Here is a 14284-nt window from a genome sequence, read left to right as displayed (position 1 = left end):
CTGGAAGACGACCTGATGCGCATCTTCGGCAACAACAAGGTGCTCGACTGGGTCCAGAAGAAGGGCATGGCCGACGACGAGGCGCTGACCCATCGCTGGCTCAACAAGGCGCTGGAGACGGCGCAGGGCAAGGTCGAGGCCCGCAACTTCGAGATCCGCAAGAACCTGCTGCGCTTCGACGACGTGATGAACGCCCAGCGCCAGGAGATCTACCGTGAGCGCGTCGAGCTGATGGGCACCGAGGATGTCTCGGAAACCATCGCCGGCATGCGGCGCGACGTGGTCGACGCGGTGGTGAAGCGAACCGTGCCGGAAGACGTCTACGCCGAGCAGTGGAAGATCCCCGAGCTCAAGGAAGAGGTGAAGCGCATCTTCGGGCTCGATCTGCCGGTCGATGAATGGGCCAAGGAAGAAGGCATCGCCGACGAGGAGATCAAGTCGCGCCTCAACGAGGCGGCCGAGCGCCTGTTCGCCCAGAAGGCCGCGCAGTACGGGCCGGATGTCTGGCGTCAGGTCGAGAAGAGCGTGCTGATGCAGATCTTCGACCAGAACTGGAAGGAGCATCTGCTGCACCTCGACCATCTGCGTCAGGGCATTGGTCTCCGCGCCTACGGCCAGAAGGATCCGCTGAACGAGTACAAGCGCGAGGCCTTCAATCTCTTCGAAGACCTGCTGACCGGGTTGCGTGAGCAGGTGGTGACTCTGCTGGCTACCCTGCAGATCCGCATGGAACCGCCACCGATGCCGGAAATGCCGACGCAGATGCGCGAGATTCACGAGGATCCTGCGCTCGCGTCCTCGATGAGTGATGACCCCGCCTACGACCCGGCCGATCCGGACGGCGGCGGCGTCGCGACACTGCAACGGCCACGTCAGATGGCTAAGGGCCCTGCCGATCCCAATGATCCCTCGACCTGGGGCAAGGTCTCGCGCAATGCCGCCTGCCCCTGCGGTTCAGGCAAGAAGTTCAAGCACTGTCACGGGCGAGTGTAAGGCCTTTATCTTTCAACAACTTAGAGAGCTCCTGCCTAACATTTCTTGTTAGGCAGAAGCCTCCGAACGCCACGGCGCGCTGCTTTGGGCTGCGCTAACGCGCTTGAATTGCATCCATTCCGGTAACGTTATGGATGGAATGCAATTTGTTTGGATGCTTAAGGTTTTTTGTACTGTTGCTCCCAACGACAGTTACTAGTCCGGCGTCGCCCCAACGTCTGCCGGATCGCCTAAGCAATGGCCGCCCCCATCCTTCCCACACACCCAACGATGCGGGCGCGCCATTGCTAATTAGGGCTTCATTTGATGGACGATGAGCTTCAGGCACACATTGCGATCGGCAGTCGCAGAGTCGCCGCGATGATCCCGGTGACGGAACGACGGTCGGTCCGGCGACCTCACCGACCTTGCGCGGCAGATCAAAGACCTTGAGGTAAGCCGCCGGACTGTTGCCGCTGAATTCCGCCCGCCCTGGACAGGACGGCAGGCAAAGCCCGGCGCGGGCATAGCGGTCTCAGTTGCAGCGCACAGCGACGGACGCTGGGCCGCGTACAGACCTGGCGTCGCCGCGGGTCGGCATGTTGTCCATGTTGAGCACTGTGTAATTGCCGCCCTTGCACATGGCGAGAGCGCGACGCTGGCAGCCGCCTGGATTCTCGCAGGCGATGGAGATGGCGGGGTTGCCGTCGGACCAGGTGACCATGGTGGCGGTGGAGCGGGTCTCCCGATCGGTGCCGGGCTCACCCTTAGGATCAGCACAACCAACGACGATGCCGACGGTACCGCCGATCAATGCCAGGCGAATCGTGGATCGCAAGATCATTTTATGCTCTCCCCTCGTTGCACGATCCAACACTAGAGTGCCCACGCTAGGCGCATAGTGTCGGTTCAATCGAGATCGACAACATTGCGAACCTCGAAGGGCTTCGGCGGTGTAGTCAATGCTTTCGCCGCGGAGCCCGGCAGGATTTCGAAGTCGGGCGTGAACGGGATGAGGATAGCGCGCAGTTGATCGAAGCCGGTTCTGTCGCCCTCGAACCGAGCCTTGCCTGCCGCAATCAAGTCATCGAACGACGCTTGCCCCATCATCACTTGGTTGAGATCGGCGCGGTTCACGGTCACCGTCAGGTCCGGGCTCTTCGCCTGGAAACCCTTGATGTTGGTGAGCGTCGCGTTGGTCATCTCGATCGTGTACTGCTCGCTGTTGTCCGGGGTCACGAGGTTGATGGTGAATCGCATCCCCTCGGCCTTCTTCGGATCGAGGCTGATGCCGATGAAGTCGAGCCATTGCTCGGTAGACATCGCGCGGATCACGTCGGGTCCGGTCGGCCGCGGCGGAACACCCCCTGGCCGGCCGTTGCGCAGCTCGAAGGCACCCTGCAGGAAGCTGTTGCGCACGCTCGTGCTCTCCGCGCGGTAGCCAAGCTGCTCATAGACATCGGCGAGCAGCCGTCGCGCCGGCTGGTTTTGCGGCTCAGCGAAGACCAGCTTGTTCAGGATCTCGGTGGCGAGCAGCAGCTTGTCCTGCGCCAGCAGTTCCTCGCCCTTGGTGACGATCTTCGCCGCGCCCCCCATCATCTCCACGTACAGCGGCGCCGAATCCTTCGGCGACAGCGGGATCAGGTTGACCGGATTGCCGTCGTAGTGGCCGAGGAAGCGGTTGATCACCGCGCGCGTGTTGTTCTGCACATCGCCGTGGTAGCTGCGCACGGCCCACTGGTCGCGCAGGCTCTTCGGCACCTCGTACACGTTGTGGATCTCGTTGATGGTCACGCCCTGGTTGGCGTAGTGGAGTACCTGATTGTTCAGGTTCGCGTAGGCGTCACGTTGTGCACGCAATACTTCCTGGATGCGGCCATTGCCCCAGCGTGGCCAGCTATGCGAGGCGAACAATACCTCGGCTTCCTGCCCGAACTTGTAAAGCGTGAGGGCGACCTGCTTCGACCAGTTGTGCGCGTTGCGCACCTGCGCACCGCGCAGAGTGTAGATGTTGTGGACGGTTGCGGTGACGAGCTCCGAGGTCCAGAGCGCCTTGAACTGCGGGAAGTAGGTGTTCATCTCGACCGGCGCCTCGGTGTCGGGCACGTTCTGGAACACCATGTGCACGCCATCGAGCGTGATCTCCTCGACCCCCTTCTTGACCAGCCGGTTTGGCGCGATCAGGCCCGCGTTGCCGTTGCCGACATTCTTGCCGATCGCCTGGTCGACGTGGCCGTGCGGACTGCGCTGCAACAACACGGCGTATTGCCATTGGAGCCGGCGCGACATGGCGTTGCCGGCGAAGATGTTCTCGGAAATCGCCGCCTCGAGGAAGCCCTCCGGCGCGATCACCATCACCTTGCCGCCGGCGACATCGGCTTCGTCGATGACGCCGCGCACTCCACCGAAATGGTCGGCGTGCGAGTGCGAGTACACCACCCCTACAACCGGGCGTTTTCCGAGCCTGTCGTTGATGAACTCGAGCGCCGCCCGCGCGGTCTCTTGCACGGTCAGCGGGTCGAAGACGATCCAACCCGTATCGCCCTTGATGAAGCTGATGTTGGCGAGGTCATAGCCACGGACCTGATAGACGCGGCCGGGAATAACTTCGTACAGACCATAGCCCATGTTCAGGATGGCCTGTCGCTGCAGCGAGGGGTGGATACTCTCGAAGTCCTTGCCAGTCAGTAGCCAACCGTAGCTCCCCATGTCCCACGCGACGTGGCCGGCGTCAGCCATGATCTTCGTGTAGGATGGCTCCGCGACAAACCCCCGCTTCGCCTCGTCGAAATCGCGCTTGTCGGCAAACGGCAGCTCGGCCTTCTGGCCGTTGCGCAGCTCGATGGTGAACTTCGACGGCGGTTTTCCGAGCGAGTCGAAGTGCCGGGTCGCGCTCGCGCCGCCGTCCGATGGAAGCAACGATGCACCTGAGGTCTGGGCTTGCGCGCCCAACGATATCAAGCCGGCAAACAGGGACAACAGCGTGAGACTTGGCCGCGTCATTTGAACACCCCATCTTTGTGTTTCATACCGATGGCGTTGCGTACCCAGGACGCATGTTCTAAACGGCAACTACAGAGCGATACGCCGTGCACAAACTCTCATTTTAGAATCTATAGCGCTAAGATGGGGCGGGGGCTAGCAGAGCCGTCCCGTGTCCAGACACTGCCGGTGGTGCCGCTCGTTTACTATGTGGACGGCGTTGGAAAGGGAGGCTGCAAATGCGCAACTTGACTGGCACGTTCTTGGCGCTGGCTATGGCCATCGCTGTTATCGCTGGATGTTCAACTCAACAAGCATCGACACCGCAAGCATCGACACAGTCCACGGCACTCCCGAGCACTCCCATTGAGTTTCGAGTGGTCCCTGAGAGAAATCCAGCGGGATGCACGCGGTTCGACGCGGCTCTGTCACGTGTCCATACGTTGAGGGCTGCCGGTGACGCGGTTTCGGTAACGTCAGCTGGTGGCATCACCAGCAACATGACGCAGACATCGCCGGGCGTGTACACCACGGACTTCAGTATGGGCGGCACGACGCTCCGGGTTGTCGCGAACGCGGCGAGTTCACCGAAGTCACTCACCATCACCGAACCCAGGCTCGGCTGCCGTTGGAGTGCTGTAGCCCCCTAGGTCGTCCTCCTGCACGGTACGGCTGCGCCAAACGCCGGCCTTTGTTGAGCGCAACCCGGCCACGGGCGTCATCACGTGTGAAATCTGGTACCGCGATGGCAGGCTGCACCGCCCCGCCCCTTTGGCAGCGATGCCGCTTCCGGCCGGCGCTGGTTGTGGATCAGGCTGCAGGAGAGGCCACGCCGGGGCGATACCGGTTTTGCGGCACCGTGAATCCGCCAAAGACGGCCGCAAGAAGTTCCCGCTGGAATGTAATTCCAGGTTGTCCCCCGAATGGATGATGCCGGGCCTGAGCCCCACGGGTATGGTTTCAGCCGATCCTGAGAGTCCAGCCCGCTTTTCCATTGAATGGTCGTCCTGCTCCGTAACAACGCGTGGTTCGTTTCCTTTGCCCGATGGACGGGCTGGAGACTTGTTTCGGCCATCCTGGCAACGGCCATCGCAATTCATTTCATCTATTTTGCACATGTCCGGCCGGCCCTGGACTGGGACGTCGTTGCCTACACGGCAGCAATCCTCAAGGGCGGCACTCTGATGAAAGAGGGGGTGCTCGATGCGTCAGCCCTTCATTCTGCGACATGGGCCGCGCTCGAGCCGTACCTGACGCCCGAGTTGCTCGCCTACATGACCACGGGTCCATATCGGCAAGCACAATTTAGCGACCCCGTCGCGCTCATGAGTCAGCTGCCCCTCTTCGAAAGCAAATACGGCTATGTTCTCCTGCTGAGAGTGGTCGCCAACGTCACCGGGCCGGTGCATGCGGTCATTCTGGTCAGCCTCGCTGGTGCATTGGGCTTGCTCGCCCTGCTGTTCGCCAAGGCATGGCACCTCGACGGCATTGCAACGCTCGCCTGGCTGCCGATCGTCCTGCTCTTCAAACTGTCCAGCTTCGCCAGCATGAGCACGCCGGACTCGATAACAGCGTTTGTTGCGACCGCGGGTTTTGCGTTGCTGCTGTCATCGCGCATCCCTGTGGCGACGGTTCTGTTGATCGGTGCCGCGTTGCTACGCCCCGATAGCGTGATCCTGAATGCGATACTGTGCCTGGCGCTGGCGGCGCGCGGGAACTATCTCGCGGCGGCCGTGCTGGCGATCGGCTCCGTCGCCGCCTACCAATTCAACGTCGTGATGAGCGGTCATCTCGGCTGGTGGGCCCAGATTCACTACACCTTCATCGAGATCCAGGCCGACCTCGCAGGCTACAGTCCTGTCTTCACCCTGGGCCAGTACACGACGGTGCTTCGAACGCAGCTGGTCGAGATTTCCTCGCAACCTTGGGCCCATGCAGGGATCGCCGTCGGACTGCTTTCTGTGATCCTGGCCGCGTCGACGAAGGATGTTTGGCCCAGCCTGCTGCTCGCCGCCATTGTCGTCGGCGTCATTGTCCGCTTTCCGCTCTACCCGTCCGCCGAAGTGCGGCTCTACGCGCCGTCGCTCTACATGATGAGCGTGCTGTTGCTTTACTTGGCGTCGCGAAAAACCAGCACAACCCGAACCTCGACCGCCTGAACGCGCGGCCCGAAACGCTCAGATGTTGAGCCGGTTGAAGATGAACGCCGGTAAGGATCTGACGACGAACATGATCAACCGCCATCTCGGCGGCAGGTAGGCGACGGCCCTGCCACGATCCAGGGCGTGCACGGTGCCGCGCGCAACCTCCTCGACAGAGGCGAGCCGGCGGCCCGCTGCCTTATGGGGGGCTGCCATCGGTGTATCGGTGGGGCCGGGCTTGAGCAGGACCACTTTGACATCGGTACCTGCGAATCTGTGCTGCAGGCCTTGCGCGTAGGCGTTCATCAAGGCTTTGGATGCGCCATAGGTATAGTTTACGCGCCGGCCGCGATCGCCCGCGACCGAGCCGATCAGTCCGAGGCTCCCCCGCCCGACGGGTTCCATGACCTTGGCGAAGGCTTCGGCAAACAACACCGGAGAAAGGGCGGTCACGGCGATAGTCTCCTGAACGTTGGCGATGTCCTGCTGGCAGAGCCGCTGCGGCAAGAGCAGGCCATGCGCGATCAGGGCAACGTCGATCGGCCCTTCGGATGACAAACGATCGACCAGCGCGCCAATCTCCGAGGCGGACAGGAAATCGACCTGCTCGACACGCACCCTGCTTTTAGGACCGCGCCCGCGAAGATCGGCCACGATCCGTTCGGCCCGACTTCTATCGCGGACGACAAGAACGAGATCGACAGGCTCTCTTTCCACCCAGAGGCGACAGCAATGCTCCGCAATGGCGGACGTCGCGCCGACAACGACGATGCGCTTCATCCTATGGACCCCATCGACGGCACGTCGGGCAATCAGGTCTCGGACACCCAGACTTCACGAATCCCTCCCTGTCGTCTCGACGAAAACGCCACCGCCAAACAATTCTCTCCCTGGTTGCAGATTTCGTCAAAGTCGCCTAGGCATTGCTTACTTGGCGCCGGGCATCGCTTCAAAAAGCCCCTGAAGGATGCCTTTGAGGATCATGAGTATCTCGTCTGGTCAGCGAATTCAGGGTCTGACAAGACTCGTCCGGCCCAAGCAATGGATCAAGAACGCCTTTGTCTTCGCGCCCCTGGTGTTCGCACGGCAATTTTCCGATTGGGACAAGATCCTCGACTCGCTGTTTGCCTTTGCGGTTTTCTGCCTGGCGGCCTCCGCCTGTTACATCATCAACGACCTGCGCGATGTTCAGCATGACCGCCAACATCCGACCAAACGCCTGACACGGCCGCTCGCCTCTGGATCAATATCTTCCCGCGATGCCGTCATTGTCCTGGGCGTCATTCTTGGTGCGCTCCTGGTCTCTCTTGCCGCGAACAGCAAGCTGGCCCCCGTCGTCGGCAGCTACATCCTGCTGAATGTTGCCTATACCTACGTCCTCAAGGATCAGCCTGTCGTCGACATCTTCAGCATTGCCATCGGCTTCGTGCTGCGCGTCTATGCAGGGGCTGTCGCTTTGGGCGTGCCTCTTTCGGACTGGATGCTGGTCACGACCCTGTGCCTCGCCTTGTACCTGGCATCGATAAAGCGGCGACAAGAGTTGATCAGCAGTGGCGCCGAGAGCCGGGTCATTCTCGCCAAGTACTCTCCGATCCTGGTCGATCGGTTTGCCGAAATGGCGGCGACGGGCGCCCTGATCTTTTACAGCCTGTTCGTGATGTCGACCAATCACAGGCTCATTGCAACGATCCCACTCGTCATCTTTGGCCTGTTTAGATACTGGTATGTTGTCGACCAGGAAGGCAGCGGCGAATCGCCGACCGACGTCGTCCTCTACGACTGGCCCCTCCTTTCGGCGATCGTCGCCTGGGGCGCGATCTGCCTCTGGGTATTGTCCTCGTCCTGACGCGCCAAGTTTTGCGCGCCTTCTTCTGGCACTATCACGGTAAAATTGAAGTCACTGTTTTTCACGGCCGAGGTGAGGTAAGCCGGCCCCATGGCGACGAAGCCGAAGGCAAAGAAGAAGACCAACAGCAAGAAGAGCGCTTCTGCGGCCCCCCGATCAGGACCGCCGAGACAATCCCGCGCAAGAGTGCGTCCACCACCGCCTCCCAGGCTGACGCTCAAGCAAGAACTGATGATGATGGCGCGAGATGGCGCTCGATCCCTCGAGCGTCTGTTCCTGACGCTGATCGTTCTGATGGTGGTTGCCGGCCTGACCTTTGGCGCATGGTCGCTGCGGCCGATCCCGAGCTACTCGTCGGAAGAGGTGAAAGACGGCTCACCCTTCGACGTGACCTTCAAGGTGGAGAACAAGGACCCCTGGTTTCCTCTGGCAAATCTGAAGGTTGGTTGCGTTCTCGATCACGTCCGCGCATCCGGGCTGCCGCCAACTCTGCTCGAGGCGACCGACGTGCGGTTTTCATCTCGCACGACCACAGGCCTCGAACCCGGTGAATCGGCGACCTTCACCTGCCCCTACCGCATGTTGATTGGCCATCCGATCAACGACGATCCCGGCATCGTTCAACGGTCCGAGATCTATTTTCAGGCCAAATACGACCTGCCGCTGATCGGCTCCATTCGGTTGACCGACAACAGCGCCCGCTTCTTCCTCAATACCCGCCTGCTGCCGCCCCGTTGGACGAGTAAACCGTAGGAATGGGCCGTTAAGCCCGTAAAGCGACCGGCGTGTTTTGTTGACCTCGCAGAATGTTATATTGTAACGTTACGACATAACATTTCAGCGAGGGCCAGAGATGCGGCGGCGTATTGGTGTATCGGCATTGGCTCTCACGGCTTCCCTCTCGGCCGCGACCCCCTCCTTCGCCCAAACGAGCCCGGTGCCGGATCCGACGGCGGGTTCGGGCCCGGTCATAACCGTGCCGCCGCTTGAGGTCACAGCCAAGCAGATGGATCGCGAGCGCAGCGAAATCCAGCCGAGCCTCGGGGCGACGCGCTACGACTTTGCCGCTTCCGCGCTCCAGAATATTCCTCTCGGCGACAACGCCTCGCTCAACCAGGTGCTCTTGCGGGCGCCCGGTGTCGTCCAGGACGGCTTCGGCCAGGTCCATGTTCGTGGCGACCATGGCAGCCTGCAGTACCGGCTCGATGGCGTGCAACTTCCCGAGGGCCTCTCGCTCTTCAGCCAGGTCCTGTCGCCACGCTTCGCCGACTCCCTGTCGCTCATCACCGGCGCCCTGCCCGCCCAATATGGTCTGCGCACCGCGGGTGTCGTCGACATCAATGTGAAATCCGGCACGACCAATCCCGGCGGCGAAGCGTCGGCCATGATCGGCTCCTACAACTGGGTCCAGCCGGCTCTCGAGTATGGCGGCCGCAGCGGTGCGATCGACTATTTTGCTGTGGGCCAGTATGTCAGCAACGGCATCGGCATCGAGAACCCCACGGGCTCTGCATTACCCCTCCATGACAACACGGCCCAATGGTATGCGCTGACCAAGGTGACCGGCATCGTCGACGAAAATACACGGCTGAGTTTCATCGGCGGTGGCGCCAGCGCCCGCTACCAGATTCCCAATGTGCCGGGACAGATGCCGAACTTCACGGTGAACGGCATATCCAACCAGAACAGCTCGTTCCTCGACCAACGCCAGTGGGAAGACACCTACTTCGGCATCGCATCGCTGCAGAAGAGCTACCAGAACTTCAACCTGCAGCTCTCGGGCTTTGCCCGCTATTCTGATCTTTCCTACCAGCCCGATGCATTGGGCGACCTGCTCTACAATGGCGTTGCTCCCTGGGCGAAGCGCACCAGCTTTGCCGTCGGCGCGCAGGCCGATGCGAGCTGGAAGATCGCGTCGAACCATACGATCCGAGGCGGCTTCCTCGTGCAACGCGAGCGAGTCACGAGTTTCTCTCAGACCAACGCCCTGCCCCTCGTGCCCGACCCGAGCGATCCAGATGCCGAGTTCATACCGGGCGAGCAGACCGTCGGTTTCACCGATGGCTCCGAGCTGGTCGGCTGGACCTACAGCGTCTACCTGCAGGACGAGTGGAAGGTCACGCCGACGCTCACCATGAACTTTGGCGCCCGCTTCGATGCCATCTCCGCGGCAACGACCGAGAACCAGCTCAGCCCTCGCGTCAACTTGGTCTGGGAACCCGATCCGAAGATCGCCTTGCGCGCCGGCTACTCCCGCTATTTCGTCCCCGCGCCGCTCAACCAGGTGGGCTTCAACTCCATCGCCGTACGTGCCGGCACGACGGCTGCCACCGAAGTCACACGCAACGATCCCGTGCGGGCGGAACGATCCGACTATTTCGATATCGGTCTCACGGTGAAGCCGGTCGACGGCCTGACGGTGGGCTTCAGCGGCTTCTACAAGTTCGCCGAGAACTACCTCGACAAGGGCCAGTTCGGCGCCCCGGTCTTCCAGACCGCCTTCAACTATGCCTATGCCCAGGTGAAGGGCTTCGAGGTCTTCGGCAACTACGACAAAGGACCCTGGTCGGCCTACGCCAACCTCGCCTGGTCGCGGGTTTCCTCCACCAATATCAATTCCGCACAGTTCAACTTCGAGCAAGCCGATCTCGATTACATCGCCAACCACTGGATCTTCGCCGACCACGATCAAAGTTGGACAGGATCGGCCGGTGCGGCCTACGTCTTCAACCACGGCAGCGAGTGGGCAACGCGTGTCTCGGCCGACATGCTGTTCGGCAGCGGATTGCGCACCAGCGTCGTGACCCCCAACGACACGTCCCTGCCCGCCTATGCGACGGTCAATCTCTCCGTTGCGCAGAAGATTCCCCTGCCCGGGAGCAAGGGCACAACGATCCGTTTCGATGCGATCAACCTGACCGACCTCTCCTATCAGCTGCGCGACGGCACCGGTGTGGGCGTCGGCGCACCGCAGTACGGAATGCGACGGGCCTTCTTCGTGACGCTGTCGCAAAAATTCTGACCCGGATCCGACATGATCCGGAGCGGCCTGGCGTGATAAACAGTACGCATGCCCGATCAATCCTTACCCTTCATCGTACCGCTGAAAGGCGGCTCCAATTTCCGTGACCTCGGCGGCTATAGCACTGCCGACGGTCGCCTCGTGCGGCGCGGCACTGTGTTCCGCTCGGCCCATCTCGGTAGCCTGACGGACGAGGATCGCTCGGCCCTCGGCCAGCTTGGTGTGCGCACCATCGTCGATCTGCGCGGCGTGACCGAAGCGGCGGAGACGCCGCACCTTGTCGAGGGTGTGTCGTGCCGCATCGTCGGCGCTCATATCGAACCAGGCGTGGGTGACAAGATCCGTGGCGCGGTCGCCGATGGCACGGCCAATCCGCATCTGATGATGCAGTTCCTGACCGATCACTATCGCGACTATCCGCGCCGCTGCGCCCCTGGCTTTCGCACCCTGTTCGCTACTCTGAGCGACGGCACACACCGTCCGTTGGTGTTCCATTGCACGGCGGGCAAGGACCGCACCGGCTTTGCCTCGGCCCTGCTGCTGACCCTGCTGGGCGTGCCGTGGGAAGCTGTGATCGAAGACTATCTTCGCACCAACGAACTGTGGACCGGCCATATCGGCCGCTATCCCGAACTCGACATCGACACCCGCGCCGCCATCATCGAAGCACGCACGCCCTACCTGGAAGCAGCTTTCGAAGTGGTACGTGGCGATTTCGGCACCCCCGAGGACTTTGCTGAGAAGGCCCTCGGTATCGGCGCCGACCTACGCGAGCGGCTTAAGCGCGATTTGCTGGAAGGGTGAGTTCCGCGCTACGCCTGTACTCATGGGCGATACGCGTTACGACACTCCCGAACCTTTCAAGGTCGATATCCCTGAACGGGCTTTGATCGACCTCGACGAGCGGTTGCGCCGCTGGCGGCCACCTGTTGCCATCGCCGACGACGGCTCCTGGGCCTCCGGTACCGACCCGGCCTTTCTCGCCGACCTCGTGGACCACTGGCGCCACGGCTACGACTGGCAGCGCTGCCAGGAGGCGATCAACCGCTGGCCCAACTATCTCGTAGATATCGGCCCGCAACGCCTGCATTTCATCCGGGAGCCCGGGACGGAGGTCGAGGACGCACCGCGGCCCTTGCCGCTCGTGGTGACCCACGGCTGGCCGGGCTCGATCGTCGAGTTCCTGCACATCATCGATGTATTGGCTCATCCGGAGAACCATGGTGGTGATCCGCTCGACGCCTTCGACGTCATCGTGCCGTCCCTGCCGGGCTACGGTTTCTCCGGCCCGCCGATCCGCGAAGACGGCAGCACAGGCCCGATCGGTCCACGGGCGATTGCCGGCCTCTGGCACAAACTCGTCACCGAGAAACTCAACTACGACCGGCCTTACGGCGTGCAGGGTGGTGACTGGGGAGCAGTCGTGTCGTCTTGGCTCGCTTTCGATCATCCGAAGCAGGACGACTCGGGCGTGCTCGGCCTACATCTCAACATGATGGGCCTGCGACCGGGCATCGACCTCAAGACAGCCAGCCTCAGCGCCGACGAGCAGGCTTGGCTCGCAAAGATGGGCGGTGCGCTGGACGACAAGACCGCCTACCAGCGCATCCACGCGACGCGGCCGCAGACGCTGGGAGTGGCCCTCACCGATTCGCCAGTTGGCCTTGCCGCCTGGATCGTCGAGAAGTTTCAGGCTTGGAGCGACTGCGGCGGCGATCCGCTCAAGCGCTTCCCGATGGACCTGTTGCTCGACAATATCATGGTCTACTGGCTGACCGGCACGGCTGGCACGGCGACGTGGCTCTATCGCGGCGCCGCGCAGCAGAGGCCGCGTGCCCTGCCGGAAGGAACTCGGGTCGAGACGCCGACCGCGTTCGCGGCCTTCCCCGCGGATATCGCGCCGGCCCCGCCGCGGGAGTGGATCGAGCGCGCCTTCAACCTGCGTCAGCACACGGTCATGCCAAGAGGCGGCCACTTCGCTGCTCTCGAGGAGCCCGGTCTGCTGGTCGAAGACATCCGCGCCTTCTTCCGGCCGCTGCGCTACGGGGCCGCGAACGACTAGGCGGTCTGGAGCGCTCTCAACCGGGGCTGTCGCGCTGCGAGAGCTGCCACCACGGCAAGAGCGCCCAGAGCACCAAACAGCAGCAGTGAGTCGGTATAGGTGCCGCTCCAGTCGCGCAGCATGCCGGAGACCAACGGCCCTGCCGCCTGCGCCGTCACCTGAAGCGACAGCGCCACACCACGGATCGCGCCGTAACTCTCGCGGCCGAAATAGTCGGCCCAGGCCATTGGTAACAGCATCATGACGCCGCCGATCCCCAGACCGAACAGTCCGGCCGGCACGGCGGCCATTTCCGCCGAGGACACGCTGATCAGACCGAAACTGCCGGCCGAGAGGAGAACCGCCGTCACTGCCATCAGGTAGCGGATGGGCCAGTGGCGAGGCAGGAAGCCGATGCCAAACCCCGCAAGCGCCGACAAGGCCGACAGGAACGCGATGATCGCGGCGGCCGCGACTGGCGAGATCCCCTGCTCGATCAGATGCGGCGCCTGATGCAGGCTGACGCCGGCCTGCACCGGATAGACGAGCACCGTGTAGAGCGAGAGCAGCCAGAAGGCTGGCGTGCGCATCGCCTGCGCGCGGCTCCAGCGCGGTTCGACGAGCACCTGCGCCTTGCCGTCGGACAGACGGTCGGGCTGCAGCCCGACATCCTCAGGCCGCCGCACCAGCAACAGCCAGCACGGCAGGAAGCCCACCACGAGCACCACGGTGCCGACCGCAATCCAGCCGGCGCGCCAGTCGGCGCCGGTCATCGCAAGCTGGGCAATCAGCGGCAGCGCCACCAGGCCCGAGAGCTGGGCAAGAGTAACGATCGACGTGGCAATGGCGCGCCGTGCGACGAACCAGTTGTTGAGGGCGCTGTAGAGACCAAGATCGTACGGCCCCGCCCACACCATGCGCGCGAAGCAGAACAACAGATAGAAGGTCAGCAGCGACTGGGTGAGCGACAGCGCAAGTGCCGCCACACCGGTCCCCGCGACGGCAAGGCAAAGGATCAGCCGCGCGCCGCGGCGATCGACAATCGGCCCGATCACTGGCGAGATGAACGCCGCCAGCAGGCCACCTAACGACACCGCCCCCGACATCTCCGTCCGCGACCAGGAAAAGGCATCGGTCATGGGCACGACGAAGATGGACAGTACGGCAACCGCCGGTCCCTGGCGGGCAAAGCCCGCCAGGCAAAGACATCCCAGAACCACCCAACCGTAGAAGAACGGCAGCCGCGGTATCAGAAACCGCGGCAGAGGTGGTGCTTGCAT

General features: G+C 62.5%; 11 protein-coding genes. 7 read left to right on the top strand and 4 right to left on the bottom strand.

Translation table 11 applies throughout. The features are described 5' to 3' along the window. A partial coding sequence (locus EPO50_RS22375; RefSeq protein ID WP_296347650.1) for an SEC-C metal-binding domain-containing protein occupies positions 1-993 on the top strand: 993 nt, incomplete at its 5' end. A 514-nt stretch (positions 994-1507) separates the two neighbouring features. On the opposite strand, the gene EPO50_RS22370 is transcribed toward EPO50_RS22375, so the two are convergent. After that, a complete protein-coding gene (locus tag EPO50_RS22370) occupies positions 1508-1816 on the bottom strand; it encodes a hypothetical protein (RefSeq protein WP_296347649.1) in 309 nt (102 codons plus the stop codon). A gap of 65 nt (positions 1817-1881) precedes the next feature. After that, complete coding sequence (locus tag EPO50_RS22365) at positions 1882-3975, bottom strand: alkyl sulfatase dimerization domain-containing protein (RefSeq protein ID WP_296347647.1); 2094 nt, start codon at positions 3973-3975, stop codon at positions 1882-1884. 977 nt (positions 3976-4952) lie between these two features. Between EPO50_RS22365 and EPO50_RS22360 the strand changes: the two genes are divergently transcribed. Further along, positions 4953-6113: a hypothetical protein gene (locus tag EPO50_RS22360; RefSeq protein ID WP_296347645.1), complete on the top strand. Its 1161-nt coding sequence runs from the start codon at positions 4953-4955 to the stop codon at positions 6111-6113. A gap of 18 nt (positions 6114-6131) precedes the next feature. Here the strand turns inward: EPO50_RS22360 and EPO50_RS22355 are convergent, their stop codons facing one another. After that, on the bottom strand, positions 6132-6875 hold the full coding sequence (locus EPO50_RS22355; RefSeq protein WP_296347643.1) for an SDR family NAD(P)-dependent oxidoreductase: 744 nt from the start codon (positions 6873-6875) through the stop codon (positions 6132-6134). A gap of 202 nt (positions 6876-7077) precedes the next feature. On the opposite strand from EPO50_RS22355, the gene EPO50_RS22350 reads away from it, so the two are divergent. The 5 genes from EPO50_RS22350 (at position 7078) to EPO50_RS22330 (ending at position 13025) form a co-directional block, all read left to right on the top strand. Beyond that, a complete protein-coding gene (locus EPO50_RS22350; protein WP_296347642.1) occupies positions 7078-7941 on the top strand; it encodes a decaprenyl-phosphate phosphoribosyltransferase in 864 nt (287 codons plus the stop codon). 90 nt (positions 7942-8031) lie between these two features. Further along, positions 8032-8694, top strand: coding sequence for a hypothetical protein (locus EPO50_RS22345; protein ID WP_296347640.1), 663 nt, complete (start codon positions 8032-8034; stop codon positions 8692-8694). A 100-nt stretch (positions 8695-8794) separates the two neighbouring features. Beyond that, the gene (locus EPO50_RS22340; protein ID WP_296347638.1) at positions 8795-10963 is read left to right on the top strand and encodes a TonB-dependent receptor; all 2169 of its coding nucleotides are present in this window, start codon (positions 8795-8797) and stop codon (positions 10961-10963) included. A gap of 48 nt (positions 10964-11011) precedes the next feature. After that, the gene (locus tag EPO50_RS22335) at positions 11012-11767 is read left to right on the top strand and encodes a tyrosine-protein phosphatase (RefSeq protein ID WP_296347636.1); all 756 of its coding nucleotides are present in this window, start codon (positions 11012-11014) and stop codon (positions 11765-11767) included. A gap of 22 nt (positions 11768-11789) precedes the next feature. Continuing rightward, positions 11790-13025: an epoxide hydrolase family protein gene (locus tag EPO50_RS22330; protein WP_296347634.1), complete on the top strand. Its 1236-nt coding sequence runs from the start codon at positions 11790-11792 to the stop codon at positions 13023-13025. Here the strand turns inward: EPO50_RS22330 and EPO50_RS22325 are convergent. Next, positions 13022-14284 carry an MFS transporter gene (locus EPO50_RS22325; protein ID WP_296347632.1) on the bottom strand — a complete coding sequence of 421 codons (1263 nt, stop codon included), beginning with the start codon at positions 14282-14284 and terminating at the stop codon, positions 13022-13024. The genes EPO50_RS22330 and EPO50_RS22325 overlap by 4 nt on opposite strands.

It is taken from the genome of Reyranella sp., from assembly GCF_004297405.1.
In the GTDB taxonomy this organism is placed as follows: Bacteria; Pseudomonadota; Alphaproteobacteria; order Reyranellales; family Reyranellaceae; genus Reyranella.
This window is presented reverse-complemented; position numbering and strand designations above follow the sequence as displayed.

What these genes read in the sequence shown, in the direction of transcription:
- EPO50_RS22370 (WP_296347649.1), bottom strand. Translation starts at nt 1,816, where the DNA reads ATGATCTTGCGATCCACGATTCGCCTGGCATTGATCGGCGGTACCGTC.
- EPO50_RS22365 (WP_296347647.1), bottom strand. Translation starts at nt 3,975, where the DNA reads ATGACGCGGCCAAGTCTCACGCTGTTGTCCCTGTTTGCCGGCTTGATA.
- EPO50_RS22360 (WP_296347645.1), top strand. Translation starts at nt 4,953, where the DNA reads ATGGTCGTCCTGCTCCGTAACAACGCGTGGTTCGTTTCCTTTGCCCGA.
- EPO50_RS22355 (WP_296347643.1), bottom strand. Translation starts at nt 6,875, where the DNA reads ATGAAGCGCATCGTCGTTGTCGGCGCGACGTCCGCCATTGCGGAGCAT.
- EPO50_RS22350 (WP_296347642.1), top strand. Translation starts at nt 7,078, where the DNA reads ATGAGTATCTCGTCTGGTCAGCGAATTCAGGGTCTGACAAGACTCGTC.
- EPO50_RS22345 (WP_296347640.1), top strand. Translation starts at nt 8,032, where the DNA reads ATGGCGACGAAGCCGAAGGCAAAGAAGAAGACCAACAGCAAGAAGAGC.
- EPO50_RS22340 (WP_296347638.1), top strand. Translation starts at nt 8,795, where the DNA reads ATGCGGCGGCGTATTGGTGTATCGGCATTGGCTCTCACGGCTTCCCTC.
- EPO50_RS22335 (WP_296347636.1), top strand. Translation starts at nt 11,012, where the DNA reads ATGCCCGATCAATCCTTACCCTTCATCGTACCGCTGAAAGGCGGCTCC.
- EPO50_RS22330 (WP_296347634.1), top strand. Translation starts at nt 11,790, where the DNA reads ATGGGCGATACGCGTTACGACACTCCCGAACCTTTCAAGGTCGATATC.
- EPO50_RS22325 (WP_296347632.1), bottom strand. Translation starts at nt 14,284, where the DNA reads ATGCAAGCACCACCTCTGCCGCGGTTTCTGATACCGCGGCTGCCGTTC.